This is a genomic window from Winogradskyella psychrotolerans RS-3 (assembly GCF_000427335.1).
In the GTDB taxonomy this organism is placed as follows: Bacteria; Bacteroidota; Bacteroidia; order Flavobacteriales; family Flavobacteriaceae; genus Winogradskyella; species Winogradskyella psychrotolerans.
Genome location: NZ_ATMR01000012.1, coordinates 1 through 26,319, shown reverse-complemented (window position 1 = coordinate 26,319; position 26,319 = coordinate 1). Strand labels below are relative to the sequence as shown.

At 32.0% G+C, this 26,319-nt stretch carries 29 protein-coding genes; 27 read left to right on the top strand and 2 right to left on the bottom strand.

Translation table 11 applies throughout. The features are described 5' to 3' along the window. Window positions 1–58 precede the first annotated feature (58 nt). Window positions 59–412, bottom strand: a complete 354-nt coding sequence (locus ADIWIN_RS01460) for an endonuclease domain-containing protein (protein WP_020896982.1) — start codon at window positions 410–412, stop codon at window positions 59–61. A gap of 443 nt (window positions 413–855) precedes the next feature. Next, a complete protein-coding gene (locus ADIWIN_RS01455) occupies window positions 856–1,605 on the bottom strand; it encodes a hypothetical protein (RefSeq protein WP_020896981.1) in 750 nt (249 codons plus the stop codon). A gap of 418 nt (window positions 1,606–2,023) precedes the next feature. Between ADIWIN_RS01455 and ADIWIN_RS01450 the strand changes: the two genes are divergently transcribed. From ADIWIN_RS01450 to ADIWIN_RS01330, 27 genes are all read left to right on the top strand, one after another. Next, entirely contained in the window at window positions 2,024–2,398 is a 375-nt protein-coding gene (locus ADIWIN_RS01450; protein WP_020896980.1) for a hypothetical protein, read from the top strand. 167 nt (window positions 2,399–2,565) lie between these two features. Further along, a complete protein-coding gene (locus ADIWIN_RS01445; protein ID WP_020896979.1) occupies window positions 2,566–3,429 on the top strand; it encodes an ABC transporter permease in 864 nt (287 codons plus the stop codon). A gap of 184 nt (window positions 3,430–3,613) precedes the next feature. Next, the gene (locus ADIWIN_RS01440) at window positions 3,614–4,768 is read left to right on the top strand and encodes an ABC transporter ATP-binding protein (protein WP_020896978.1); all 1,155 of its coding nucleotides are present in this window, start codon (window positions 3,614–3,616) and stop codon (window positions 4,766–4,768) included. Window positions 4,769–4,889: 121 nt separating this feature from the next. Beyond that, entirely contained in the window at window positions 4,890–5,540 is a 651-nt protein-coding gene (locus ADIWIN_RS01435; protein WP_020896976.1) for a sulfotransferase, read from the top strand. Next, window positions 5,541–6,614 (top strand): DegT/DnrJ/EryC1/StrS family aminotransferase, encoded by a 1,074-nt coding sequence (locus ADIWIN_RS01430; protein ID WP_020896975.1) that lies wholly within the window; start codon window positions 5,541–5,543, stop codon window positions 6,612–6,614. Continuing rightward, window positions 6,611–7,255: an acetyltransferase gene (locus tag ADIWIN_RS01425; RefSeq protein ID WP_020896974.1), complete on the top strand. Its 645-nt coding sequence runs from the start codon at window positions 6,611–6,613 to the stop codon at window positions 7,253–7,255. The genes ADIWIN_RS01430 and ADIWIN_RS01425 overlap by 4 nt, the downstream gene beginning before the upstream one ends. A 3-nt stretch (window positions 7,256–7,258) precedes the next feature. Next, a complete protein-coding gene (locus tag ADIWIN_RS01420) occupies window positions 7,259–8,167 on the top strand; it encodes a glycosyltransferase family 2 protein (RefSeq protein ID WP_081669513.1) in 909 nt (302 codons plus the stop codon). After that, the gene (locus ADIWIN_RS01415; RefSeq protein ID WP_020896972.1) at window positions 8,168–9,094 is read left to right on the top strand and encodes a putative capsular polysaccharide synthesis family protein; all 927 of its coding nucleotides are present in this window, start codon (window positions 8,168–8,170) and stop codon (window positions 9,092–9,094) included. Between the two features lie 6 nt (window positions 9,095–9,100). After that, window positions 9,101–10,009 (top strand): glycosyltransferase family 2 protein, encoded by a 909-nt coding sequence (locus ADIWIN_RS01410; RefSeq protein ID WP_040756210.1) that lies wholly within the window; start codon window positions 9,101–9,103, stop codon window positions 10,007–10,009. 187 nt (window positions 10,010–10,196) lie between these two features. Then, a complete protein-coding gene (locus tag ADIWIN_RS01405; RefSeq protein ID WP_020896970.1) occupies window positions 10,197–10,709 on the top strand; it encodes a glycosyltransferase family 2 protein in 513 nt (170 codons plus the stop codon). After that, window positions 10,703–11,152, top strand: coding sequence for a hypothetical protein (locus ADIWIN_RS01400; protein ID WP_020896969.1), 450 nt, complete (start codon window positions 10,703–10,705; stop codon window positions 11,150–11,152). Before ADIWIN_RS01405 ends, ADIWIN_RS01400 begins: the two co-directional genes overlap by 7 nt. Window positions 11,153–11,155: 3 nt before the next feature. Next, window positions 11,156–11,977 (top strand): glycosyltransferase family 2 protein, encoded by an 822-nt coding sequence (locus ADIWIN_RS01395; RefSeq protein WP_020896968.1) that lies wholly within the window; start codon window positions 11,156–11,158, stop codon window positions 11,975–11,977. 8 nt (window positions 11,978–11,985) lie between these two features. Continuing rightward, window positions 11,986–12,825: a glycosyltransferase family 2 protein gene (locus ADIWIN_RS01390; protein ID WP_020896967.1), complete on the top strand. Its 840-nt coding sequence runs from the start codon at window positions 11,986–11,988 to the stop codon at window positions 12,823–12,825. 141 nt (window positions 12,826–12,966) lie between these two features. Then, a complete protein-coding gene (locus ADIWIN_RS21030) occupies window positions 12,967–13,386 on the top strand; it encodes a hypothetical protein (RefSeq protein WP_235046955.1) in 420 nt (139 codons plus the stop codon). A gap of 5 nt (window positions 13,387–13,391) precedes the next feature. Continuing rightward, window positions 13,392–14,057, top strand: a complete 666-nt coding sequence (locus tag ADIWIN_RS21025) for a glycosyltransferase family 4 protein (RefSeq protein ID WP_020896966.1) — start codon at window positions 13,392–13,394, stop codon at window positions 14,055–14,057. Between the two features lie 39 nt (window positions 14,058–14,096). Then, the gene (locus ADIWIN_RS01380; RefSeq protein WP_020896965.1) at window positions 14,097–15,098 is read left to right on the top strand and encodes an N-acetylneuraminate synthase family protein; all 1,002 of its coding nucleotides are present in this window, start codon (window positions 14,097–14,099) and stop codon (window positions 15,096–15,098) included. A gap of 208 nt (window positions 15,099–15,306) precedes the next feature. Next, complete coding sequence (gene neuC, locus ADIWIN_RS01375; protein ID WP_020896964.1) at window positions 15,307–16,464, top strand: UDP-N-acetylglucosamine 2-epimerase; 1,158 nt, start codon at window positions 15,307–15,309, stop codon at window positions 16,462–16,464. Between the two features lie 2 nt (window positions 16,465–16,466). Continuing rightward, window positions 16,467–17,159, top strand: a complete 693-nt coding sequence (locus tag ADIWIN_RS01370; RefSeq protein WP_020896963.1) for an acylneuraminate cytidylyltransferase family protein — start codon at window positions 16,467–16,469, stop codon at window positions 17,157–17,159. Beyond that, a complete protein-coding gene (locus ADIWIN_RS01365; protein WP_020896962.1) occupies window positions 17,138–18,106 on the top strand; it encodes an NAD(P)-dependent oxidoreductase in 969 nt (322 codons plus the stop codon). Before ADIWIN_RS01370 ends, ADIWIN_RS01365 begins: the two co-directional genes overlap by 22 nt. Then, window positions 18,090–19,496 carry a hypothetical protein gene (locus tag ADIWIN_RS01360; protein ID WP_020896961.1) on the top strand — a complete coding sequence of 469 codons (1,407 nt, stop codon included), beginning with the start codon at window positions 18,090–18,092 and terminating at the stop codon, window positions 19,494–19,496. Before ADIWIN_RS01365 ends, ADIWIN_RS01360 begins: the two co-directional genes overlap by 17 nt. Next, window positions 19,483–20,292, top strand: a complete 810-nt coding sequence (locus tag ADIWIN_RS01355) for a sulfotransferase (RefSeq protein WP_020896960.1) — start codon at window positions 19,483–19,485, stop codon at window positions 20,290–20,292. Before ADIWIN_RS01360 ends, ADIWIN_RS01355 begins: the two co-directional genes overlap by 14 nt. Beyond that, on the top strand, window positions 20,289–21,440 hold the full coding sequence (locus ADIWIN_RS01350; RefSeq protein ID WP_020896959.1) for a glycosyltransferase family 4 protein: 1,152 nt from the start codon (window positions 20,289–20,291) through the stop codon (window positions 21,438–21,440). Before ADIWIN_RS01355 ends, ADIWIN_RS01350 begins: the two co-directional genes overlap by 4 nt. Beyond that, entirely contained in the window at window positions 21,437–22,954 is a 1,518-nt protein-coding gene (locus ADIWIN_RS01345; protein ID WP_020896958.1) for a glycosyltransferase family 2 protein, read from the top strand. Before ADIWIN_RS01350 ends, ADIWIN_RS01345 begins: the two co-directional genes overlap by 4 nt. A gap of 3 nt (window positions 22,955–22,957) precedes the next feature. After that, entirely contained in the window at window positions 22,958–23,698 is a 741-nt protein-coding gene (locus ADIWIN_RS20445) for a hypothetical protein (RefSeq protein ID WP_020896957.1), read from the top strand. Then, complete coding sequence (locus ADIWIN_RS19865) at window positions 23,641–23,985, top strand: glycosyltransferase family 47 protein (protein WP_161624655.1); 345 nt, start codon at window positions 23,641–23,643, stop codon at window positions 23,983–23,985. The genes ADIWIN_RS20445 and ADIWIN_RS19865 overlap by 58 nt, the downstream gene beginning before the upstream one ends. Window positions 23,986–23,988: 3 nt before the next feature. Continuing rightward, on the top strand, window positions 23,989–24,984 hold the full coding sequence (locus ADIWIN_RS01335) for a glycosyltransferase family 2 protein (protein WP_040756206.1): 996 nt from the start codon (window positions 23,989–23,991) through the stop codon (window positions 24,982–24,984). After that, window positions 24,981–26,117: a glycosyltransferase family 4 protein gene (locus ADIWIN_RS01330; RefSeq protein WP_020896954.1), complete on the top strand. Its 1,137-nt coding sequence runs from the start codon at window positions 24,981–24,983 to the stop codon at window positions 26,115–26,117. Before ADIWIN_RS01335 ends, ADIWIN_RS01330 begins: the two co-directional genes overlap by 4 nt. Window positions 26,118–26,319 lie beyond the last annotated feature (202 nt).

Sequence of the window (26,319 nt, the reverse complement as noted above, 5' to 3'; positions counted from 1 at the left end):
GGGAGGTGGCTAAACCGCCGCAGAAGGTTTTAGACGGTGGGTTTGATTTTACTTAAAATTACTCTGTATTTCTTCCAAAAACAGATGGAAGAAAGTCAAAAACCATCTTATTTTCAAAACGGATGACTTTATACCCTAAACTCTCTAAATATCGCGTTCTTTTTTCGTCATATTCTTGCGCTTTTGGATTATTATGAACCTCGCCATCCAATTCAATAACTAACTTTTCAGCAGCACAGTAGAAATCAACGATGTAATAGCCTATGCTGTGTTGTCTTTGAAATTTTCTGTTACTGAGTTGTCTTGACTTTAAATATTTCCATAAAAAAGCTTCTGAAGGTGTTAGGTTTTTCCTTAAGGCCCTTCTGTAGTCTTGCAATTCTTTTTTACTGTGTATTTTATGGTTTGGCATGTATTAAAATTATGAAATAAATTTGAGTTCCCCTAACGCACCCTATTTTCCTCAATGTGCTCCTCTCTTTAGAAAAGGGAGGTGGCTAAGCCGCCAAAGAAGGTTTAGACGGTGGGTTTGATTATATTCATATTAAAAAAACTATAATGCATAGTCGTCCAAAACAAATAAAAACCACCATAAATTATTTATCTATTTATAAATTGAGTTAATAACCCCATAGTTCCCCTAACGCATCCTATTTTCCCAAATGTGCTCCTCCCTTTAGAAAAAGGGAGGTGGCTAAGCCGCCGCAGAAGGCTTAGACGGTGGGTTTGACTCTATAGTCTTCCAGTATATTATATGTAAAAACATAACTCTGCACTAATAATAAATAAAACAAAAAAAAGCACACAAAAAAAAGCTGCCTTTTCAGACAGCTTTTTAAATTCAGAAAATAAGGTTTACAATACTTCTATCAATTGTAGCGCATTAAAAGCACCATTGTTTAAAGCATACTGCACTCCATTAACCTCTTGGAAAAAAGCAACTTTTAAAAAGTACAACTGATTTCCACTACCAGTTGGTACAGCAGTAGGCGTTAAGGTTACCGAGGTTGAGGTCATGTTAATCGGTAAATTAACAACAGTACTTGTCTGCAACTCCTTATCACCTGTACTGAAATCTAAATTTAGAAATCCAGAATAAAAACTGACATGCGTAGCCCCTCCAGGAATTCCTAAATGGTGTTGAGGAATTAAATCAACGATGTTTACCTCGCCTGTAGCGGTATCTAACGTAAAGTCAGATCTTAGAACTGTAGCCATTTGCGAGTTACTATTAAAGTCAAAGCCTTTTAATGTGGCTTTCCCCTCTGCACTCGCCAATCCTACAGCTACCTGTCGCTGCCCACGCAACGATATAACATCGGTATTCTTAACCATACTCATCACTTGTGTGACTCGTGGAGTAATACTACCGTCTTTTGCATCAGACAATAAACCTACAATAGCGTGTCGCAATAGCTTGCCGCTTGTGGCACAATGTCCAAATTCAGAACCGTTTTCTCGTGTTCTCGCAAATGCAGGATCGTTTTTAATACGATTAGCACTTACGCCTCCTTTAGTTCTTACTAAATACCCCTCTTTGCCCTTGTAAAAGGTAAGATCTCCCAGGGTTCCTTCGATCTTAATAAAGCTTCTTAATTTAGCCATGTTAAATGGGTTTTAAATATTAAAAATTAAATTTGGGTAATACAGCGTTTTCAACATTCTGCCTCATTAGCGCTTCATAGAGGTTTAAGTTTCTAATACTGTGAATACTGTCGTAAAACTAAAGTGATTAAGTAGGTTTAAATTTTCAAATTTCCGATTTTGTAGATATCGAACAATTATTGCGCTTTATAACTTTTATTACCTCCATAAACTGAAATAAGTAAAGCTTAAAACAGCTATATACAATCAAAATAAATTGAATAAAAGTGTTTTAAGTCCGTTTAACGGTTTTTATTTGTAAGTTAAATAACTATAAAATGTTAAGTTTAGGTATTTCGTCGAGTAAAGTAGTGATTTTAACGGTTATTTTGTAAATTACAGACAGTTAAGTGTTTATGAATTTTAAAAGCCCTAAAAAATGAAAAAAAAATTATTTTTAAACTCAACCGATGTTCATCAAATTACAGGTTTAAGTATGCGTTCAGCACAAAATATGATGCAATACATTCGTACAGAACGAAACTTGGGTAAACACCAAGTCATAGGAATCTTTGATTTCGCTTTTGTATTTAACCTACCGGTCACCGTAGTATTCGATTTTGTAAATTCAGATTTATATAAAAAAGGGCCCATCGATGATGAAGCCTTGCGCATTGAGTACCAGAAAAAGTCATTAGAAAATGGGTATACACATTACTTGTACAATAAAGACTTTGATATTTGTATGTCGCCAGCAGATTTAAAAAAGCGTAATGCAACGGATAATGACGATAAAGATGGTGTAGCTTCTTAAGCCATACTAAAATATTCATTTTCGGAATTATTAAGTCCGTGTTTGTCTTTTAGCAGTCCATTTTTCAAGAGTATAAGTATTGAGATTTTAGTGTTACAATTCTTTAGACTATTTTTTGGTATTACAGTGGATTCACTATATTTACCCAATCAAAAAAAAGACTGACATTGAGCAAGCTAAACGAAGAATCTTGGCTATATACTATTTCTTCAAAAAAGAAACTGATAGACTTTAATTTCAAAGAAATATGGCACTATAGAGATTTGTTAGTGCTTTTTGTTAAGAGAGATGTTGTAACGCTATATAAGCAAACAGTTTTAGGGCCACTTTGGTATTTAATACAGCCTTTGTTTACAGCTCTAACGTTTACTCTAATTTTTAATAAAGTCGCCAATATAGAAACAGGAACAGTTCCTCCTTTTTTATTCAATTTAGCAGGAGTTTCTATCTGGAATTATTTTAGTACCTGCCTAACCACAACCAGTGACACCTTCAAAAGCAATGAAGCCATTTTTGGAAAGGTGTACTTTCCTCGAATCATTGTGCCCCTATCGATTATCCTATCTAATTTATTAAAATTTGGAATTCAATTGCTAATATTCATAGCCTTTTATATCTATTACTATAGCAATGGTGCAGCTATTTCGGTAGATAGTAGCATTGTCTTTTTTCCTTTTATTATAGTACTAATGGGCTTATTAGGTTTAGGCCTGGGAATGATTATTTCTAGCTTGGTAACTAAATATAGAGATTTAAAATTTTTGGTAGGTTTTGGTGTGCAACTATTAATGTATGTATCCGCTGTAATGTATCCGTTAGCATTGATGCGTGATAAATTACCCAATATAGCCTGGGTCGTAGAGTATAATCCACTCGCTTATATTATTGAGACCGCAAGATTCATGCTTTTAGGAACAGGAACCATAAATGGTTTTGGAATTGCGTATACAGTTATAATTACGTTCCTAATTTTGTTTTTTGGGATTATTATTTTCAATAGAACAGAGAAGACGTTTATTGATACAGTTTAATTTTGAATAGTGAATAGTGAATAGTGAATAGTGAGAAGTTGGAAGTACAAAGTAAAAAGTAGGAAGTAAAAAGTAAGAAGTAAGAAGTGAGAAGAAAACAACACACAAATCACCAATAACGAATCACCAATCACAAACCACGAACCACGAACCACGAATCACAAACAACGAATCACAAACAACAATGAGTGTCATTTTAAAAGCCGAAAACATAAGCAAACAATACCGACTAGGATTAGTGGGGACGGGGACTATAAGTCACGACCTTAACCGTTGGTGGGCGCGTATACGTGGTAAAGAAGATCCGTATTTAAAGGTTGGAGCAGTAAATGATAGAAGTACCAAAGCCGATAGTGATTATGTTTGGGCTTTACAAGATATAAACTTTGAAGTCCAGAAAGGAGAGGTGCTCGGTATTATTGGAAAAAATGGAGCTGGAAAATCAACCTTATTAAAAATACTATCTCGTGTTACCATTCCCACTACAGGAGAGATTAAAACCAGAGGTAGAATAGCATCCTTATTAGAGGTCGGTACAGGGTTTCACCCGGAGTTAACAGGGCGAGAAAATATGTACCTAAATGGGGCGATTTTAGGAATGACCAAAGCTGAAATAAAAGCCAAAGAAACCGAAATTATTGAGTTTTCTGGCTGTCAACGTTATGTCGATACCCCTGTAAAACGGTATTCTTCTGGGATGCGCGTCCGTTTAGCCTTCGCGGTAGCCGCGTTTTTAGAACCCGATATTTTAGTCATTGATGAGGTATTGGCTGTTGGTGATGCTGAGTTTCAGAAAAAGGCCATTGGGAAAATGCAAGATATCTCTAAAGGTGATGGGCGTACAGTATTGTTTGTAAGTCATAACATGGCAGCGGTAAAAAGCTTATGTACACGTGCTATTGTTTTAGAAAATGGAACATCTGTTTTTGAAGGCGGAACGGATGAGGCTGTTAGTTTTTATTTGAATTTAGGAAATACAAAAGGGGGTGAAACGTTACGTTATTTTAAAGAGGAAGACTTTGAAAAACAATCTTTTTTTATAGAATCTGTGGGGTTGAAGGGGAAACATAAAAATTATAATGATCCTCTTACTAGAGAAGATGATTTAATTATAAATGTGACTTTAATTAAACATACATTAGAGGAGTTAGTTGTAGTCTTTAGATTTAAAGACGATGACGGTAATATTATATTTGTTACCAATTCTAAAGATGCTCAGATGAATTTAGATAAAAAAGGGAAACAATTGTTAGCGATGCACTTGCCTAATTTCTTTTTTAATGAAGGGAACTTTAGTCTAGATGTTATGATTACAAACGGAAAAAACAATTGTTTTTAGAACCCGACTGTGTGCAGTTTACGATGCTTCAGGAAGCTAAGGAATTAGGACAGTGGATGGGGAAAACTAAAGGACCTTTAAAACCTAAATTTGATTGGTTTAATTCTTAAAATAATTAGAAATGCTTAAGAAAAAGAATAAAATTTTTTGTGTCTCTTTTCAAAGAACAGGTACAACTTCTGTAGGTCAGTTTTTTAAAGATTTTGGATATAAAGTAGCTAGTTATGATCAGAAAAGAAGTTCTAAATGGTCAGCAAAGCGGTTTTTAGGAGATTTCGAAAGTATATTTAAGTCTAAAGATTTTAAAAATCATCAAGTTTTTGAAGATAACCCCTGGTGGGAACAAGACTTTTATAGAGTGCTTTATCATAGATTTCCCAATGCTAAATTTATTCTTTTTACTCGAGATGCAGATAAGTGGTTTGACTCTATGGTAAGTCATTCTAAAGGTAAAAGTTTAGGTAATACGTTTAAGCATTCTAGCATTTACAATAGAAAAGAAGAGTATTATAAGATGTTTCCCAATCTTGATTATTATAAAACTATTTATGGTAATGATAACCTTTTAGATATTAATGAGACTCATAGGGCACATTATAAAAATATATATAACCTTAGAAATAAAGAGATTGTAGATTTTTTTAATGCTATTAGTCCAAATTCTTTATTTGCGGCTCAGCTTGAAGATGCTGATAAATGGAAAAGGTTAGGAGATTTTTTTAATATTGAATTGCCTAACAATTATCAGGTACATGCAAATAAATCAAAGTAGATGATAAACGTCACCAAAACATTTTTACCTGCACAAGCCGAATACCAAGCCATTTTAAAAAAAGCATGGGATACAGGGTGGATGACTAACAGAGGCGTTTTGGTAAAGGAGTTGGAATCAAAATTACAATTTTATCTAGACACTCCAAATATTATTGCTATGACTAATGGTACTTTGCCTTTACAAATAGCAATAAAAGCATTAGGGCTACAAGGTGAAATTATAACAACACCTTTTAGTTATGTAGCGACAACTAGTAGTATCGTTTGGGAAGGCTGTACTCCTGTATTTGTAGATATAGATCCAGATTATTTAACTATTGATGAAACGAAGATCGAAGCGGCCATTACATCTAACACTTCTGCTATTTTAGCCACACATGTTTTTGGTAATCCTTGTGCTGTAGAAGTCATTGAAGCTATTGCAAAAAAGCATGACTTAAAAGTTGTTTATGACGCTGCACATTGTTTTGGGGTCACTTATAAAGGACAATCTCTTTTTAATTTTGGGGATGTCAGTACGTGTAGTTTTCATGCTACCAAGTTGTTTCATACAGGAGAAGGAGGTGCTTTGTTTTGCAAACCACAGCATTTTGAAACTATGTATTCTCATCATAATTTTGGACATGATGGGCCAGAGGCTTTTCAAAGTTTAGGGATTAATGCTAAAATGAGTGAGCCACAGGCGGCTATGGGTTTAGCAGTATTGCCCTATATGACAAAAATTCTCAAAGAACGAAAGAAAATAGTTGAGATTTATAATAAAGCCTTTGAGACATCAAGTTTGAAATTGCTAAAAATTAGAGTCCAAACCAATTGGAACTATAGCTACTATCCTGTGATTTTTGAAAATGAGAGTCAGTTGTTGCGTGTAAAACAAGTGTTAGAGTCTCATTCTATTTATCCAAGACGTTATTTTTATCCCTCTTTAAATACACTTCCATATGTTAAGTCATGTAGCTTAACCGTTTCGGAATCAGTATCCTCTAGAATTTTGTGTCTACCATTATTTGCTGGTTTAGCAACTGAGGATTTAAACGAAATTATTAATATTGTAAAAGAACAGTTGTTATGATCATAGTTGGAGCCAAAGGTTTTGCTAAAGAGATATTGCAGATAGTATCAGTAGATATGGGCTTGCCAGATGATGATATTGTATTTTTTGATAATGTAAGTAGTGATTTGCCTTCAAAACTATATAATAGATTCGAAATACTAACTTCTTTTGAAGAGGTAGAAACCTATTTGTTAAAAACAGAAGATAAATCTTTTGTTTTGGGGTTGGGGCAACCAACATTCAGGGAGAGTTTGTATCATAAATTTATAGACTTAGGAGCAGAGCCTAGAGTGGTGTATTCTAAAAATAGTGAAGTTGGTAGTTTTGATGTTCAAATAGGTGGAGGTACTGCTATAATGTCTGGAGTTATTATTACTAATAGTATTAGTATAGGTGAGGGATGTTTAATTAATATAAATGCGACAATTGGACATGATTGTGTTTTAAAGGATTTTGTTGAAGTTTCACCAAATGTTAATATATCTGGTAGATGTACTATAGGTAAAGGAAGTAGTATTGGAACCAATGCGATTATAATTCCTGATATTTATATAGGGCAAAATGTAATAATCGGAGCAGGAACGGTTGTAACAAAGGATATTCCTGATAATTGTACTGTGGTAGGTGTGCCTGGGAAAATAATTTCAAAAAGAGATTAAGATATGATGGTTTCTGTATGCATGATTACTTATGGGCATGAAAGATATATTTTACAAGCATTAACAAGTATATTAAACCAAAAATGTGATTTTGAATTTGAAATAATACTTTCAAATGATTGTTCTCCTGATAATACAGATTCAATGGTTCTCGATTTTATTAAAGAAGAAAATCTATCCAATAAGATTAAATATTTTAGTCACAAACAAAATCTAGGCATTACACCCAATTTTGTTTACGCAGTTAAGCAATGCACAGCTAAATATATAGCTATTTGTGATGGCGATGATTATTGGACAGATCCTTTAAAATTACAAAAGCAAGTAGATTTTTTAGAACAAAACAACCGTTTTTCAGGAGTAGCTACAAATTCGCTTGTAAAGTATGAAGGTTCCACCAAAGAACATTTGTTTAAGAAAAAACTTAAGTCTCAGCTACAAACGAATGACTTGTTAGAATCAAGACATTTTCATACTGCAACGTTTCTATTTAGAAAAACAGCGTTTAGAAATGATTTCCCAAAGCAAGTGTTATCAGCAGATAGAACCTTGTTTTTATTAGTGTCTTGTTTTGGCTCTATTAAGCTATTAGATGATGTTACTGCCGTATATAGGAAAAATGATGGTGGTATTTCTCGACAGGTTACGTCTAAGCAAATGAAATTAGATTATAATATTGCTAAATATATTAAAACGTATAATACAGATTTTAACATTTATAGATTAAAAAGTTTTATTTCTAAAACGGTAGTAGACTATTCTCATAAAATATATTTCATTGACTTTTTGAGAGCTTCTAGTTATTTAATTTATTATAATTTTACGATGAAGAATGGTTTTCGAAACAAAATAAGCTCAATAAAATCTAGTTCTAAGTTTCTATTAAAAAAAATGAATAAAGTTAGATTCTAAATGAAATTAAAAAACAGAATTAAGCGTCGATTACTTGGTTTTTTTAAATCATTTTATTCTTTTGATAAATATATGTATCAGAGAGATTTGTCTAAATCTAGAATGTTTTCAGAAGATTTAATTCTAATATATACTATGGGGAAAGTAGCTTCTACTTCCTTATATGAGTCGTTAAAAAACGTATATCCAAACAAAGATATTTTCCATTTACATAGATTAAATGGCTCTTACCTTGATGAGCGAGAGAAAATGATTAAGAGTGAAGTTTTTGGAAATAAAGAATATCCACGGCATCTTTCAACAGGTCTATTATGGAAGCCTCAATGGCTAAGTGCTATTATTAAAGAAAATAAATTTAATAATCTAAAATTAATAACAGTTATAAGAGAGCCCATTAGTAGAAATATATCGCTTTTTTTTCAATGGATAGATTTTAAGGAAACGGAAGATAAGTATATTTTTAAATCAAGAAATAATAATTACCCTTTTGAAATAACAACACCAAAAAATGATCTTACAGAACTTTATGATTTTTTCTACACTAAGTTTGTTATTGATTCTCATTTAGAATGGTTTAAGTCTGAAATGTACAGTGTTTTTGACATCGATGTGTTTGATAATTCTTTTAATAAAGAAAAAGGATATTCGATAATCGAAAAAGAGAATGTAACGCTTTTAGTATTTAAAATGGAGCAAATTACGAAAAGCTTCAACCCTGCAATGGTTGACCTTTTTGGAGAAGAAATAGAATTGATTAGAGCTAATGAGGCTAGCTCTAAACCTATTAATAAGGTATATGTAGATTTTAAAAATAATATAAGACTGCCAAGAGAATATGTGGATAAACTATATAATTCTGAATATATGAAACATTTCTATACGGAGTTAGAAATAAATAGTTTTAAAAATAAATGGCTTAAAAATTAAAATAAATTGATTTATATAGTAATTGTAACATACAACGGCATGCAATGGCTAGAAAAATGCTTAGATAGTTGTAAAGATTATCCGGTGGTAGTTGTAGATAATGCCTCTACAGATGACACCGTTTCTTTTATTAAAACCAATTATCCTAATGTTATATTATTTAAACAAGAAAAAAACTTAGGTTTTGGTCAAGCAAATAATTTAGGCATTCGATATGCGTTAGATCAAGGAGCGGAACATGTATTTTTATTAAATCAAGATGCGTATTTAGTAGATACAGTTTTAAATGATTTAGTAACGTTTCAGAAAAAACAGTCTAACTATGGCATATTAAGCCCTGTTCATATTACAGGGAATCGAAAAAAATTAGATAAGAATTTCTCTAGTTTTATGCATGAAGAGTATTCAGGTCAGTTTTATTCTGATTTTGTATTAGGCAATACCCTCAAAGATGTATATGAGGTTCCTTTTGTAAATGCAGCAGCTTGGTTAATTTCTAAAGCATGTTTGGAGACTGTAGGTGGTTTTGATCCTTTGTTTTTTCATTATGGAGAAGATGATAACTATTGCCAACGTGTTTTATATCATGGATTTAAAATAGGAGTTTTACCTCAATCTTATGTTATTCATGACCGTGAAGAAAGGCCAGCACCTATCATATCTGCTTACAGTGCTGTATATTACAATAAAAGAGAAAACTACTATAAAGCAAAGTTTGCAAACATAAATGTTGATTCACAGCATGATAAAGCAATTAAGCATTTACGAAAAACTATTTTAAAATTAAAATTACAATTAAAGTTGTCTAAATCTAACGGTTTAAAGAAGGAATTGTCACGTTTAATTAAAATAAAACCTTTAATTATAGAAAGCAGAGCTAAAAATAGGTTGCCTGGTTTACATTATTTAAAATGAAAGTTTTAGGTCTGTTATTGTTTTTTTAAAATAAGGATCTTTGTTTAGATTTGTTGAGCGCTTTTAGTATAAAAGATGAATTATTAATTTAATTTTAAATAGAACTTTATACTGATAACTTCCCTTTTTTTGATTTTTATGGTTGGTTTTCATCTGACTTTGTATCTTAGTCTCCTAATTTATAATTATGCCAAATTCACCCCTTATTTCAATTATTATTCCGACTTATAACCGTAGGTCTTTAATAGGTGAAACCTTAGATTCTATATTGGCTCAGATATATCAGAATTGGGAGTGTATTGTGGTTGATGATGGGAGTACGGATGGTACGGAAGAATTGGTGAAAGCGTATTGTGATAAGGATCATAGGTTTCAATATCATCAAAGGCCCAGTACTCACTTGCCTGGAGGTAATGGATCCCGGAATTATGGTTTTGAAATAAGTAACGGAGAGTATATCAACTGGTTTGATAGTGATGATATAATGTGTGATGATAAATTACAATTACAGATGACGTCTTTAGAGACAACGAATTATAATTACTCTGTATGCCAGACATTAGTATTTGAAGGAAATGTAGACAATATTTTGGGGTTAAGACATGAGCATATTACATCTGAAAAACCTTTATTAGATTTTATTAAGGGAGATATGAGCTTTTTTACACCTTCCCCTTTGTTTAAAAAACGTTTTTGTTAGATAATTCATTGAGGTTTAATGAAGAGTTAAAAGCGGCTCAGGAATGGGAATTTTTAACACGAGTATTATTTTATTCACCTGAATATGATGTTTTAGAAAAACCTCTAATAAAAATAAGAAGACATGCTGAGAGTATTTCATTTAACAAAAATAAAAATACACGTAAATGGTATTATTATTTAGCACGAGAGAAATTGTTTTTGTTTTTAAAAAATCAAAAATCAAATAACGCTAAAGAAATAAACGCATACCTATTTTCTTATTTTAAAAATAGCATTATATCTTATTTGTTTGAACAAAAGGCAAATGAAAGTTGGGCTATATATAATAACACATTAAAGTTTTTTTATAATTTTCCTAAATCCTTGATTGTTAGATTTTATATTAAATTTGTACTATTAACAGGGAGAGGCTATAATTACCGTCAAAAGATAATTTCTTAATTCATGGCAGATCCTAGAATATCCATCATTGTACCTTGTTATAACCAAGCTATTTATTTAGATGAATGTTTGTCTTCTGTAATACAGCAGACTTACAATAATTGGGAGTGTATCATTGTTAATGATGGAAGTCCAGATCATACTGAAGAAGTGGCAAAAGCGTGGTGTGAAAAAGACGTTCGATTCAAATACATATACCAAACAAATAAAGGGGTCAGCGCAGCAAGAAATTTAGGTATATCTAAAGCGTTTGGACTCTATGTTTTACCTCTTGATGGTGATGATAAAATTGCGGAAGATTATATAGAGAATGCTTTAAGTGTATTTGAAAAGGATGCTAAAACAAAAGTTGTGTATTGTAAAGCCAAAAAATTTGGTGACGTTAATGAGGACTGGGTTTTGGATCCGTTTTCTTTATATAATTTAAGTATAAAAAACATGATTTTTTGTTCTGCCTTATTTTTGAAGAAAGACTGGGAAAAAATAGGTGGATATGATGAAAATATGATACATGGCGTTGAAGATTGGGAATTTTGGATTGCAATGTTGAAAAAAGGAGGTGTAGTTAAGCAATTAGATAGTGTTGGGTTTTATTATCGCATTAAAGAAGTTTCAAGACAGAAACTTTTTGACAAAGAACAATACGTAGCAGTATTAAATTATTTAAGTATCAAGCATGCTGATTTTTTTGTAGAACAACAAGGTAATCCAATTCAAATTTATAGAGAAAATATAATATTGAAAAAATTTCATTCAAAAGTGACTTCGAGTTTTGTATATAAAATGTATAAGTGCCTGTCATTCATATATAAAAAGATAAAGTAATTTAATTTATGAAATTAACGGTAGTAATTTTGGCTATGACTACAACTGAGGGATTCTTTAACATGACCTCAGAATGTATTAGTTCCCTTTGTGAGTCTGAGGAAAATCTTGAAAAAGAAATAATTATTGTTGAATCAAATAAAAACTATAGTACATCCGGATTTGTATATCCAGATTTTGTAAAGATAATTATTCCTTCATTTACATTTAATTTTCATAAATTTTTAAACGTTGGCATCAAAGCTGCTACAGGTGATTATATCGCATTATGTAATAACGATTTAATATTTCAGGACTCTTGGTTTTCTGAGATTTTATTAGTTGGGCAAGCTCATAATGAGATTATGTCATTTTCACCGGTAGGAAAAATTGAGGTTGATAATAGCCTAGACGCTTCTTTTGAAATTGGATATAAAGTTATGACACATGTAAAAGGTTGGTGTATTGTAGTTAAAAAAGAATTATTTCATAAAATCAACTTGTTGGATGAGACATTCGATTTTTATTTTGCGGATAATGACTATGCAATGACTTTAAAGTCGAGAAACATAAAACATGCATTAGTGTATAAATCACATGTTGTTCATCTTGAAAAGCAATCCACAGACAAGATTAAAAATAATGAATCAATAAATCCAGATATTTTATCGAAATATAAAATTCCTAAATACTTAAATGAAAAAAAATACGAGTGGGTGTTTAATAATGAAAAGAATTTATCTGGCTTTTTAAAATTTCATAATAAATGGGGTTCGCCAAATTTTTTGTATAAAAAAAATAAATTAGCCGATATTTTGATAAAAAATAAATTAGGGTATTTAGTACGTTTCTTTTTAAAGTTGAATTAAAAAATTAAGATTAATACCTGAAAAGTAACGATTTTGCTTTTAATAAAAAAAACAAATGGATTATGTTGAGTGCAAATCAAAATGTGCTATAGTTTACATTTTTAAACAATTTAAAGTTTTAACTATCATAAAATAAAACTAATGACTAAAGTAATTTTAATTTCTCAATTTCCGTTGCCTTATCATCGAATTGGTAGTTGGACAACGATGTACAAAAATTATTTAGAATCTGACCATAGTATTGATTTTGTTGTATGCGAAAGGCCAGTAATGTTATATGAAAATATTAATTACAGTTTTATAAAAAATAGTATTTCTATAAAAATTAAAAAAAAGCTTCTAAAGAATTATTATTTAGATTATTTATATGGTTTAAATAAAATAATAAAATCCGATGAAAAATATATTATTCAGGTTGTGGATAACTTTGGACTGGTTAAATATTTGAATGTATATTTAAAAAACCAAGGTGTTCGTGAAAATTGTCATATTCAGTTTTTTTTCATGGATACTCTCCATTTTATAAAGATTTTGAGAGTCGTAGTTTTTTTGAAATTATAGATGAAATGGTATTACTAACATACGATAGTTATAAGATACACAAAAAATATTACACGGTTTTACCAACACAATTTTCTGTATTGCATAATGGAATTGATACAACTAAATTTTATAAATTAGCCCTTCATGAAAAAACAGAAATAAAAAAAACATTAGAATCTAGTGATAAGACCATTTTTGTGTGGTGCTCGCAAGATCGTCCTAAAAAGGGGGTAAAGCTTATACTAGATGTTTGGAAGCGTATTTTTAAAGAGAGAAAAAATATTCAATTATGGGTAATCGGTGTCGCTTCTGATAAACAAATAAATGGGGTACGCTTTTTAGGCCGTGTTCCTAATGATGATTTACCAAAATATTATCAGGTAGCAGATTGTTATTTGTTTCCTACGTTATGGCAAGAAGGGTTTGGTTTAAGTTTAATCGAGGCCTTGCATTGCGGATGTTATTGTATAGCTGCACAAATAGGGGGTGTTCCAGAAGTTTTAGACTATGGACGTTATGGTAAGTTAATAGATAATCCTCATTTTATAGATTCATGGGTTTCTGCTATAGATGAATTTTTAAACGAACCTTTAGTATTCGAGCCTATTTCAAAAGAAAAATATAGTATGAATCAATGGAATTCAGATATGAATAAGATTATTTCAGAGGCTAAAATAAATATTGAATAATGAAATTACTAAATATCTAAAATAATTTAAAAAAAGTTAATGAACCCCTTTATAATAGCAGAAATAGCGCAAGCGCACGATGGTAGCCTAGGAATGGCACATGCCTATATAGATGCCGTGGCAAAAACAGGGTGTCAAGCTATAAAATTTCAAACGCATATTGCTGAAGCAGAAAGCAGTATTTATGAACCTTTTAGGGTAAAATTTTCAAGACAAGATACTACGAGGCTCGATTACTGGAAACGTATGGAGTTTACCTTAGAGCAATGGCAAGGTTTAAAACAGCATTGCGATGAGGTGGAGATTGAGTTTATGAGTTCCCCATTTAGTAATGCAGCTGTAGATCTGTTGGAGCAAGTAGGTGTAAAGCGTTATAAAATAGGATCAGGTGAGGTTAATAATTTAGTGTTGCTAGAAAAAATTGCTCAAACAGGAAAACCTGTTATTGTTTCATCAGGAATGAGTTCTTTAGAGGAATTAGATAAGACAATTGCATTCTTAAAAGATCGCAATGTAGCGGTTTCGGTATTACAATGTACCACGGCATACCCCACTAAACCAGAAGAGTATGGTTTAAACGTTATTTCAATATTAAAGGAGCGTTATCAGATCCCTGTAGGGTTTTCAGACCATTCGTCGTCCATAGAAGCCTGCATCGCTGCAGTTGCTTTGGGGGCGGAGATTTTAGAATTTCATGTCGTTTTTGATAAAGAGATGTTTGGCCCAGACGCTAAAGCATCATTAACTTTGAAGGAGACGTCTCAATTAGTAAAAGCGGTTAATAATGTGGCTTTGGCAATTGAAAATCCTATAGATAAATACGACAATTCTAATTTTTCAGAATTAAAAAGTATTTTCGAAAAATCTTTAGCGATTAATAAAAACTTAGAAGAAGGACATCTTATAGCTTTTGAAGATTTAGAAACTAAAAAACCCAAAGGCTATGGTATCGAAGCATCATTATTTCAAGAGGTCATAGGAAAGCGTTTAAACAAAGATTTAAACAAATGGGCTTTCTTAAATTGGGATGATTTAGTGTAACGTAGTTTTATATAAAAACAGCTCTACACTTTAAGGGGAAAGATCTATACGAATTTAATAGATAAATTTAGCGCATAAAACACCAACGTCAAAATTATGTGGGGTACCTTATAGACATATAATCGGGTATTTATAAGACAATTTGAGTTCTTATTTTATAAAACCGTATATATTTGTAACATTACAAAGTAAAAGTTACTAAGCATTTATGTCTCATAGAAAAATAGCTGTAGTTATTACAGCACGTCCTTCTTATAGCCGTGTAAAAACGGTCTTGCAAGCGATTAAAGACCATCCTAATTTAGAATTACAACTTATTGTAGCGGCTTCAGCTTTATTAGAACGTTATGGTTCTGCAGTAAATTATATCGAAAATGATGGGTTTACAATTGCAGCTAAAGTATTCAATGTATTGGAAGGGGAAAACTTAACGGCAGCAGCAAAAACTACGGGTATAGGAATTTTAGAATTATCAACGGTTTTCGATAACTTAAAACCTGATATTGTAGTAACGGTAGCAGATCGATTTGAAACTATGGCTACAGCTATAGCAGCATCTTATATGAATATACCTCTAGCGCATGTTCAAGGAGGAGAAGTCACAGGTAATATCGATGAAAAAGTAAGACATGCCATTACAAAATTAGCCGACTACCATTTTGTAGCCTCAGAAGATGCTAAAACACGCGTCTTAAAATTAGGAGAAGAAGTAGATTCTGTATTTAATACGGGCTGCCCATCCATAGATATCGCAAAGGGAATTGATAGATCAGATAAATTACCATTTAATCCTTATACACGTTATGGTGGTGTAGGCGCAGCACCAGATTTGTCCAATGGTTATGTTGTGGTTATGCAACATCCTGTTACTACTGAATATAAAGACTCTAGACGTCATGTAGAAGAAACTTTAGCCGTTGTAAGTCAGTTAACCTTACCTGTATTATGGTTTTGGCCAAATGTTGATGCAGGAGCAGATGGTACATCTTCGGGTATACGCTCTTATAGAGAACATCATGAGTTAAATCATGTGCATTTTTTTAAAAATATGAAAGGAGATGATTTTTTAAATCTTTTAAATCATGCATCATGTCTAATAGGTAATTCTAGTGTAGGTATTAGAGAGTGTGCGTACCTAGGGGTGCCAGTTGTAAATATTGGTACAAGACAAAACCGACGAGAACGTGGTGCAAATGTTATAGATGTACCTTACAATAGTGATGCTATTTATAAGGCTATTCAACAACAAATTGAAATAAAAAAAACACCCAAATCATTAGTGTATGGTGATGGTAACGCTGGGGTTTCTATCGCGACTCACTTAAACGATGTCCCTCTTAAGTTTCATAAAACAATTGTTTATTAAATATGAAGGTTATTGCTATTATACCAGCTCGTGGAGGCTCAAAAGGAGTACCTCATAAAAATTTAATAGAATTAGGGGGAAAGTCATTAATTCAGCATGCTGTAGATTGTGCTTTAGATTCTTCATTGGTAGATAAAGTTGTTTTAACATCGGACAGTGAAATTATTTTGGAGAATGTAAAACGGTCACCTAAACTTGAAAAAATTAAACGTCCTGAATCTTTAGCTACAGATAAAAGTTCAGTGACAACCGCTGTATTGCATGTGTTAGATAAATTTTCAGACTTTGATTTAGTAATCTTGTTACAACCAACGTCACCTTTAAGAACGACGAAAGATTTAGATAGTATAATCGGTGAGTTTAATAAAGAAGTTAATTTGGATGGTGTTATTAGCACGGTTCCTTTAGTAGATATGCATCCTGCCAGAATGTATAATGTGTCTAAGGACTCTTGGATGCAACCTTACGAAAAAGGAGGTGAAACTTTACGAAGACAAGATTTAGAACCAGTATATTACAGAAACGGCTGTTTTTATGCTGTTAGAACAGCTGCTTTTCTAAAAGAAAATACGTTTATGGTTGCAAATAAAAAAGCCTATATAATGGATGCAAAATGGTTGGCAAATATAGATGATGAGAGGGATGTGTTATTAACAAAATATTTATACGATTTATGGCTAAAAGAAAATTGTTAATTACTGAATCTTTAGACTTTAGTCCTCAGGCAATTAATCATTTAAAATCTAGGTTTGAGGTTATAGTTAAGGATATAGAGGATGAAGAAGAGTTGCTACATTACATTAAAGATGTTGAAGTTGTATTCATAAGACTAAAATTTAAAATATCGGATAGAGTTATAGATAAGGCTAATCATTTAAAGTATATTTTAACAGCAACTACAGGTCTAGATCATATTGATTTAGATTATTTTGAGTCTAAAGGAGGACAGATTATCTCTTTAAAAGGAGCTTATGATTTTTTAGCAACAATACCCTCTACTGCAGAGCATACTTGGGGACTAATGTTAGCTTTACTTAGATATATACCTCTGTCTTATACTTCTGTTAAGAAAGGAGAATGGAATCGTGATTGTTTTAAAAGTCATAATCTAAATTCTTTAAAATTAGGAATATTAGGTTTAGGTAGAGTTGGTAAACAAGTCGAAATCTATGCTAAAGCTTTTGGAATGGAAACAGGGTATTATGATACAGATCAAGCGAAGAAAAGTGATTGTTCAAAACAATATGAAAGCGCTGTTAAGCTTTTTGAGTGGGCAGATGTCATAAGTATACATATTCCTTTAAATGAGATTAATACATGTTTTGTTGATGAAAAACTTTTGAGCCATATAAAATCAAATGCATATTTAATTAATACATCTCGAGGAGCAATTGTTGATGAAATTGCTATAGAGAAATTATTTAGAAATGGAAAATTAAAAGGATATGCTACCGATGTTTTAACCAATGAAATGCACACAGATATAAAAGATAATCCTATTGTAAATTTAGCAAATAGTAACTTCAATGTGATAATAACCCCCCATATAGCAGGATGTACTTATGAGTCTATGCAGATGACTGAAGATTTTATAACAAAGTCTTTTCTACAAAAATATAGGTCTTATGAAAAAAAAGCATAAAAAAATCCTCTTTATTATCCCTGATGGTGTGAGTTTAAGAAACTTTGTATATACGTCATTTTATAAACAGGCTAAATCTAAGGGCTTAGATATTGTGTTTCTCAACCTTACTCCATTACCATTGTCAGAATTAGGGTTAAAAGAGGTTATTCCACAAGGAATAAAACAAAACGCTTTAACGGATAGTTTTAAGAATGCAAAAAAACGGGTAGAACTGAATCAATATATCCAGCGATTTAATGATACCGTATATCATAAATATTGGTTTCCGTTAAAGAATTCAGGATTAAAAAGTCGTATAAAAAATAGCATCACTCAGGTGCTCATCAAACGTTATAATTCTGAAGAGGGCCTTTTAACCTTACGTAAACGCATACGTCATTTAGAAACACAAACGGAGTACTATAAACAATGCGTTACTATTATAAAACAAGAAGCCCCAGATATAGTGTATAATGCAAGTCAGCGTGCCATATTGGCTATTGCTCCAGTTGAAGCCGCTAAAGCTTTAGGAATCAACACAATAGGCTTTGTGTTTTCATGGGATAATTTGCCGAAATCAATGTTAGATGTAGAGACCGATTATTATCATGTATGGAGTGGACATATGAAAAACGAACTATTAACTTATTACCCATTTGTAAAAGAAGCACAGATTACCGTCACAGGAACACCACAGTTTGAATCTCATTTTAATAGTGATAACGTTATAAGTAGAACAGATTTTTATAATCAGTATAATTTAGAACTAACAACGACTTATTTTTGTTTTAGTGGAGATGATATTACAACATCACCACAAGATCCTTTATATTTAAGGGATGTTGCTTTGGCCATTGAAGCACTTAATGCACAAGGGCATCAATTAGGACTTATATTTAGACGATGCCCTGTTGATTTCTCAGACCGCTTTGATACTGTTTTAGATGATTTTAAACATTTTATAGTCCCTATTGCTCCGTTATGGACTGCTATAGGAGATGGATGGAATGCTAAATTACCAACACCTGAAGATTCAAAGTTATTAGTAAATATGGCGGAACATACCGCAGGTGTCATTAATTTAGGCTCGTCTATGGTATTCGATTATGTGGCACACAACAAACCTTGCGGGTATATGAATTATCATTATGATACAGATCATACTGTAATAAAAGGAGTACATGTGTACGATTATGTGCATTTTAGATCTATGCCTAATAAAGAAGCTGTATTGTGGTTAGATCACCCAGATGCTATAAAAGAAGAGCTGTTGACGATGCTAAATGGTACCAATACAATAGTAAGCAATACGAAACAATGGTTTCAGACAATAAATATGGATACTCCCAAAGAAGCTTCAAATCGTATTTTAGATGCAATTAACACAATAGTACATGGAAAAAGCTAATCAAAAAATCATTTTTTCGAATTCCTACTCACCTAGAACAGGGCATAATTTTGCAGCACAGGTGTTTAAAATATTTTTAGATTTGGAAGTCTTCAACCGTGAAAAAAGTGAAACACATTTATCAAGGATATTAGATTTATATTTTACGCATGTTAAACGGTATATTTACATAGACTCGGATAAAAAAATCATGAATCATTTGTTTATTGATGGTTTACGTGAACGTATATTATCTAAAACCAATAATCCATATATTTTAATTAAAGACACCAGTTTTGATGGCGTTGATTATTTGCCTGAATTATTTCCAGATGATATTCATATTTTATTGATTAGAGATCCAAAAGATGTTTTGACTTCAGGTTTTAAAGCTATGAGATTTAAAAGAAAGTCTATCAAAGATTTTATTAAAAAATTAGGAATGAAGACCGGTTTATTTCAGTTTTATTTCAGTTGGAGAGTTACTCACCAAGTTATTGATAAACTACCAAATTTGGAAAATAGAATTTTGATACGTTATGAGGATTTGGTAATGAAAAATGATGACACTCTTCAATATTTGAAAAAGCTTTTTAATTGTGATAAAGCGTTAGATGTTATCAAGTCAGAAATAGATGAAATATCAGTAATAAATACGTCTTTCTTTAAAGAAGAAACTGGAGGAAAGCATATTTGGGATGAAAAAGAAAAAACTACGAAATTCAATCCTGTTAATAGAAAATCAAAGAACATAGTCTATCAGAAAGCTATAGAATGGGGAACAAGAGACCTTCGTAAAAAACTTGGATATGTATGAGAATTGGTTTCATTACCCCGGAATATCCTTGCGATAAAGTTAAGCAAGTGGCTGGACTAGGAACTAGTTTGGGGGTGTTGGCAAAAGCTTTAGTACGAGAAGGGCATATAGTCTATGTGTTTGTTTATGGACAAGACTGTGATGTCTTTATAAATGAAGAAGGCGTAAATATTTATTTGATAGCTAATGTATCTTTTGGTTTTGGTAAGTGGTTTAGATATAGAAAATATATTCAAAAACGAGTTCAAAATATCATAGAAAAAGAGCAAATAGCAATATTAGAAGTCCCCGATTGGACAGGGATTTCCGCTTTTATGAGATTTTCAATACCTGTTGTTATGCGTTTTCATGGCAGTGATCGCTATTTTTGTCATTTAGAAGGGCGTAAGCAAAAATGGAAAAATAAATTATTTGAGCATTTGGGAGTAAGAGGAGCAAGCGCATATATCGCCCCTACGACATTTGCAGGGCAATTAACAAAGACCTTATTTAAAATATCAGACAATAAATCAATTGAAACCATTAAACATGGTTTACCAGTAAATGATTTTAAGAACTTAGAGCCATCAATATTTGAGTCAAGAACTATTCTGTATATTGGTACTATAATTAGAAAAAAAGGAGTACTAGAACTGCCTGAGATATTCAATTTAGTAAAAGAGCAGGTTCCTGATGCTAAGCTGGTATTAATAGGTAGTGATGCACCAGATATTTCAACAGGAAGTTCTTCAACTTGGGAATTGATGAAGCATAGTTTTGAGGACAATTGTATAAAAGATGTGCAATACCTAGGGAAAGTACCGTATAACGAAGTGCAAACATTTATTAAAACCGCACATGTGTGTGTGTTTCCTACTTTTGCGGAGACTTTTGGTATGGTAACCGTAGAAGCTATGGCGTTACAAAAACCAGTAGTAAATAGTAATATCGGTTGGGCTCAAGAATTAATGGAGGATGGAAAAAGTGGTTTTTTAATGGATCCCGAAGCTCATAAACTTTATGCAGACAAAGTTATTACTTTGTTACAAGATGAAGCTTTATGTTTAAGTATGGGGCAAGCCGCCAGAAGGTATGTAGAAGAGCATTTTGATATGAAAAAACAAGCTACTAAAAACATTGAGTTTTATAAAAAGATTATAGAGAAATGATTGTTTTAATACATAATAAGAATAGAGTTGTTTGTATTTATAAAAGGAATACTTTAGAAACAATTGATTTTATAAAAGAGAAGTCCATTATAAATATATTATATGATACCGCAAAAATGTTCCCAAATGAAACCATGGTTTGGTGTCATTTAGTTCATGAAAAGAATATTAATTATAAAGCTATAGAAGATACCATAGTTTTAAAAAATGAAATGTGTTCATTTTCAAATAGACAATTTTTACCCGATGGTATTGGCTATGTAGAGCAATCTCCATTTATTAAGATAAATAAAACCGTAAAATACCCAACCTGGTTAATGAGTTCAGAAATAGGTGCTATACATGCAAGCCAGTTAATTAAGTTTAAAACGATTGTTAATAACAGTGATTTTGATTATGCTTTAAATTCAATTGCTAAACTAGGGATGCCTAAAGGCTTATTTTGTTATTCGGAACCTAAACTATTAATTAATGACGTAGAGGAAGTCAATATAAAAGCATCCGTTAGTATTTTGTTTAAGTTTGTGAAGGAACATTATAAAATACAATGGACTTTCTTTTTGTTTTTAACTTATTTATGGCATGAAAAACATTTTAAAATCGTAGAATTACTAAGGTCTTTTTTTTATAAACGTCGATTTTTTTCTGAGGTTATCCTGCCTACAGCAATTATAAATACATCTCAAATTAAAATGCCTACTATAGATGTTATTATTCCATCCATTGGTCGAAAAAAATATTTATATGATGTACTAGAAGATTTAAGACATCAAACTATTTTACCTGAGCGTGTCATTATTGTAGAACAAAATCCTTTAAAAGAAAGTGATTCTGAGCTAGACTATTTGACAACAGAATCTTGGCCGTTTATAATAGACCATACATTTACCCATCAGACTGGAGCTTGTAATGCGCGAAATATAGCTTTAAGCAAGGTTAAAAGTGATTGGGTGTTTTTAAATGATGATGATAATAGATTTGCATCAGACCTGTTACAAAAAATGTTAGATATGGTAGGTAGGTATGGTTTAAAAGCAATTATATCCTCTTATTTGTTACCAAATCAAATCAAGACATTTAAAGATGTACATCAAACTTCTATTTTTGGATCTGGTAATAGTTTTATAAAAGCAGATATTCTTGATAAAATATCTTTTAATATGAAATTAGAGTTCGGCTATGGGGAAGATACTGAGTTTGGACTTCAATTAAGAAATCTTGGGGTGGATGTTATTTACTTACCTGGGTTAAATATTACACATTTAAAAGCTCCAATGGGGGGATTTAGAACTAAATTTATACATCCGTGGGATAATGAGAAAGTGCAACCCAAACCATCACCAACCATTATGTATGTTAATCTTAAGTATAAAACGACAACTCAATTATTAGGAAGTAAAACCTTATTGTTTTTAAAAATGTTTGTTGCAGTTAAGTTTTCTAAAAAAGCAACTTTTTATAAAGAATTTAATAATAGATGGGAGACCTCAAAATATTGGGCAAAACAGCTTTAGGATATGTTGAATATTTATACGGATACATCATTTTTAATCCCAGAGCATAGAGGCCATGTATTTCCTTTATTATTAGACCTGTACTATAAAGAAGATACTTATATCGCAGAGTATTATATTATAACTACTCGAATAGAAGAAGCCGATATCATTATATTACCATTAGAATATAACTACATTCGTAGTCTAGAGTCAGAAATTAAATCAAGGTATTTAGCTCTAGCACGAGAACATAATAAGCTATTGTGGGTTTATACAGGTGGAGATTTTGGGTATTCATTTAAAGAAAAAGAAATTTATAATTTTAGACTCGGAGGATTTCATTCTAAGCTAAATGCTAATACATTTGTAATGCCCTCTTTTATTGTTGATCCTTACGAGTATACCTTAAAATCCCAGTTTTATCCAATTAATAAAAGAGATGAGCCTAACTTAGGTTTTGTAGGGCATGCCCATGTGAGTGTTTCAAAAGCGATAAAAGAATTTTTATCTTATTTAAAAATTAATATTTTTAAGAGAACCTTACAAAAAGAACATATAGATTATCAGTCCTTTTATCCATCAAGTATGAAGAGGGCTCTTATTTTAAAAAAATTAAAACCAGTAAATTGCTTAAGCCCAATTTCATATTTAGAGATAAGTATAGAGGTGGTGCTCAAACAGAATCAGAGCATTATAAAACAACTTTGGAATTTTTTAAAAATATTGAAGAATCAGGATACACCTTCTGTTTACGTGGTGTAGGGAATTTTTCGGTACGCTTATATGAAACGCTTGCCATGGGTAGAATACCTGTGTTTATAGATACAGATTGTAGGTTGCCTTTAGATTGGGAAATTAATTGGTCTAAACATGTAGTATGGGTTAGAAGTTCTAAGGCTAAAGTCATAGAGAAAAGTATTGCTGAGTTTCATAAGCAATTAAGTCCTTCTGATTTTATAACATTGCAATCCGACAATAGAATGTTATGGGAAAAGTATATGAATAGAAATGCCTTTTTTAAGGAAATACATGATGCCTTTAAACACTAATTTATGATATTTTCCTTAATTGTTTGCACTTATATGAGGCCAAAAGCTTTGTTGAATTTACTAGAAACCGTAAAAGCACAAGTTTTATATCCCGATGAAATTTTAATTATAGATGGTTCTACAAATGAAGAAACAAAACATTTACTAGACAACAATAGATTTACAAATCTAAAATATTATAAGGTAACCGAACAGCAAAGAGGTTTAACTAAGCAACGTAATTTTGGGATATCAAAGCTATCTAAAATGATAGATGTTGTTTGTTTTTTAGATGATGATATTACTTTAGATCCCTACTATTTTAAGCATTTAATAGAAGGTTATAAAAATCATACGAATGCACTTGGTATGGGAGGTTATATTACCAATGAAGTAAATTGGGGACATTCAAATAGTACCTTAGATTCAAGTGGTTATCATTTTGATGGTTGGAGTCGCGAAGAGCCTTCACGGTATAAAGTCCGAAAGATATTAGGACTAGAACCTGATACTTTACCTGGTGTTTTACCTTCATTTTCACATATGCGACCCATTAGTTTTTTACCACCTTCGGGTAAAATTTATCCTGTCGAACTGTTTATGGGAGGGGTAGCGTCCTATAAAGTTTCTATATTTAAGACTTTATCATTTTCAACCTATTTTGAAGGTTATGGCCTTTATGAGGATGCTGATTTTTGTTTACGATTATCCAAAATAGGACAATTATATGTGAATACAGCAGCAAAATGTGAACATCATCATGAAGCAGAAGGTCGACCTAATACTTATAAATACGGAAAAATGGTGATACGCAATGGCTGGTATATATGGCGTGTGAAATATAAAAATCCTAAATTAAAAGCGAGATTGAAATGGCATTTAACAGCGTTTTTATTAATAAAATTAAATTTTATTGGTGGAATTACTTCTAGGAATAAGAACTTTGAGTTTCAAGAAGGTTTTGGCCGCATTGTAGGGTGGTGGAGTTTAATGTTTAATAAGCCAACAATAGAAAGATGAAATTAGCTATATTTACCTTAGTACAACATAGCAATAAAGGTGGGAAATATTATGGTTATGCGCCTTATGTCAATGAAATGAATGTTTGGGGAACCTATGCAGATGACATTGTTGTTGTTGGTATAAATAAACCAAATAATGAAGTTGATGCCATAGACACAGCTTATACTCAAAAAAATATAAGGTTTGTACCTGTTCCTAATTTTAATATTTTAGGGGGCGTTGCTATTTTAAAAACACTGATAAAGTTTCCTTATATTTTCTTTAAGTGTGTACGAGTGATGCGTAAAGCAGATCATATTCATATCCGTTGCCCTTCAAATGTTGGTTTAATTGCTTGTTTTGCGCAAGTGTTATTTCCTTCAAAGCAAAAATCGACAAAATATGCTGGTAATTGGGATCCTGATAGCAATCAACCTTGGACGTATCGTTTGCAACAAACAATTCTTAGGAATACGTTTTTAACCCGGAATATGAAGGTATTAGTCTATGGTGATTGGCCAGGTGAAACATCCAATGTGTATCCTTTTATTTCAGCAACTTATAAAGATGAAGAGCGTGTTCCTTTTAGCCCTAAAAATTATACTGAGGAACTAGTTTTTGTATTTGCAGGTATGTTAGTGCCAGGAAAACGGCCTCTATTGACGATACAGTTTATAGAACAATTGAACCAGCAAGGGATTCCTGCGCGTTTAGAGCTATTTGGTGATGGTCCTTTGCGATCAGAATTAGAAATGTATATTGCACAACAAAAGTTAGAAACGTGCATTATAATGCATGGTAACCAAGATAAAACAGTAGTGAAGGCCGCTTTGCAGACGGCACATTTTAATATGTTATTATCTAAAAGTGAGGGTTGGCCCAAAGCCGTAGCAGAAGGGATGTTTTTTGGCTGTATTCCGGTGTCTACAGCAGTATCTTGTGTGCATTGGATGATGGGCTATGGAGAACGTGGAATTTTAGTAGAACCGCACCTTGAGACTGCAGTAGCCGAATTTATAAAGGTGTTGAACTCAGAGAATTTAGATCGCATGGCACAACAAGCTATGGATTGGTCACAGGCCTATACCTTTGATCGTTTAGAAGAGGATATTCAAAAGGTTTTAGAAGGAACTTTTGAAAGTCGGGTTTGAGATGGCGAAGTAGAGAAACAGTGATGCGGTGATATAATAAACAGGCACTGTAAAAAGGTGGTGAAACGTTGATAAATAAGGGGTAATTAAATGATTTTAGCATGTAAGCCTAATGTGTTTTTTTTATTAACACACACACACACACACACACACACACACACACACACACACACACACACACACACACACACACACACACACA

Coding starts and splice junctions, on each gene's coding strand:
- ADIWIN_RS01350 (WP_020896959.1), top strand. CDS start 20,289: ATGAGAATTGGTTTCATTACCCCGGAATATCCTTGCGATAAAGTTAAG.
- ADIWIN_RS01460 (WP_020896982.1), bottom strand. CDS start 412: ATGCCAAACCATAAAATACACAGTAAAAAAGAATTGCAAGACTACAGA.
- ADIWIN_RS01420 (WP_081669513.1), top strand. CDS start 7,259: ATGATGGTTTCTGTATGCATGATTACTTATGGGCATGAAAGATATATT.
- ADIWIN_RS20445 (WP_020896957.1), top strand. CDS start 22,958: ATGTTGAATATTTATACGGATACATCATTTTTAATCCCAGAGCATAGA.
- ADIWIN_RS01415 (WP_020896972.1), top strand. CDS start 8,168: ATGAAATTAAAAAACAGAATTAAGCGTCGATTACTTGGTTTTTTTAAA.
- ADIWIN_RS01440 (WP_020896978.1), top strand. CDS start 3,614: ATGAGTGTCATTTTAAAAGCCGAAAACATAAGCAAACAATACCGACTA.
- ADIWIN_RS01425 (WP_020896974.1), top strand. CDS start 6,611: ATGATCATAGTTGGAGCCAAAGGTTTTGCTAAAGAGATATTGCAGATA.
- ADIWIN_RS01345 (WP_020896958.1), top strand. CDS start 21,437: ATGATTGTTTTAATACATAATAAGAATAGAGTTGTTTGTATTTATAAA.
- ADIWIN_RS01360 (WP_020896961.1), top strand. CDS start 18,090: ATGAAAAAAAAGCATAAAAAAATCCTCTTTATTATCCCTGATGGTGTG.
- ADIWIN_RS01430 (WP_020896975.1), top strand. CDS start 5,541: ATGATAAACGTCACCAAAACATTTTTACCTGCACAAGCCGAATACCAA.
- neuC (WP_020896964.1), top strand. CDS start 15,307: ATGTCTCATAGAAAAATAGCTGTAGTTATTACAGCACGTCCTTCTTAT.
- ADIWIN_RS01335 (WP_040756206.1), top strand. CDS start 23,989: ATGATATTTTCCTTAATTGTTTGCACTTATATGAGGCCAAAAGCTTTG.
- ADIWIN_RS01365 (WP_020896962.1), top strand. CDS start 17,138: ATGGCTAAAAGAAAATTGTTAATTACTGAATCTTTAGACTTTAGTCCT.
- ADIWIN_RS01330 (WP_020896954.1), top strand. CDS start 24,981: ATGAAATTAGCTATATTTACCTTAGTACAACATAGCAATAAAGGTGGG.
- ADIWIN_RS01380 (WP_020896965.1), top strand. CDS start 14,097: ATGAACCCCTTTATAATAGCAGAAATAGCGCAAGCGCACGATGGTAGC.
- ADIWIN_RS01450 (WP_020896980.1), top strand. CDS start 2,024: ATGAAAAAAAAATTATTTTTAAACTCAACCGATGTTCATCAAATTACA.
- ADIWIN_RS01390 (WP_020896967.1), top strand. CDS start 11,986: ATGAAATTAACGGTAGTAATTTTGGCTATGACTACAACTGAGGGATTC.
- ADIWIN_RS01370 (WP_020896963.1), top strand. CDS start 16,467: ATGAAGGTTATTGCTATTATACCAGCTCGTGGAGGCTCAAAAGGAGTA.
- ADIWIN_RS01435 (WP_020896976.1), top strand. CDS start 4,890: ATGCTTAAGAAAAAGAATAAAATTTTTTGTGTCTCTTTTCAAAGAACA.
- ADIWIN_RS21030 (WP_235046955.1), top strand. CDS start 12,967: ATGACTAAAGTAATTTTAATTTCTCAATTTCCGTTGCCTTATCATCGA.
- ADIWIN_RS01395 (WP_020896968.1), top strand. CDS start 11,156: ATGGCAGATCCTAGAATATCCATCATTGTACCTTGTTATAACCAAGCT.
- ADIWIN_RS01405 (WP_020896970.1), top strand. CDS start 10,197: ATGCCAAATTCACCCCTTATTTCAATTATTATTCCGACTTATAACCGT.
- ADIWIN_RS01455 (WP_020896981.1), bottom strand. CDS start 1,605: ATGGCTAAATTAAGAAGCTTTATTAAGATCGAAGGAACCCTGGGAGAT.
- ADIWIN_RS01355 (WP_020896960.1), top strand. CDS start 19,483: ATGGAAAAAGCTAATCAAAAAATCATTTTTTCGAATTCCTACTCACCT.
- ADIWIN_RS21025 (WP_020896966.1), top strand. CDS start 13,392: ATGGTATTACTAACATACGATAGTTATAAGATACACAAAAAATATTAC.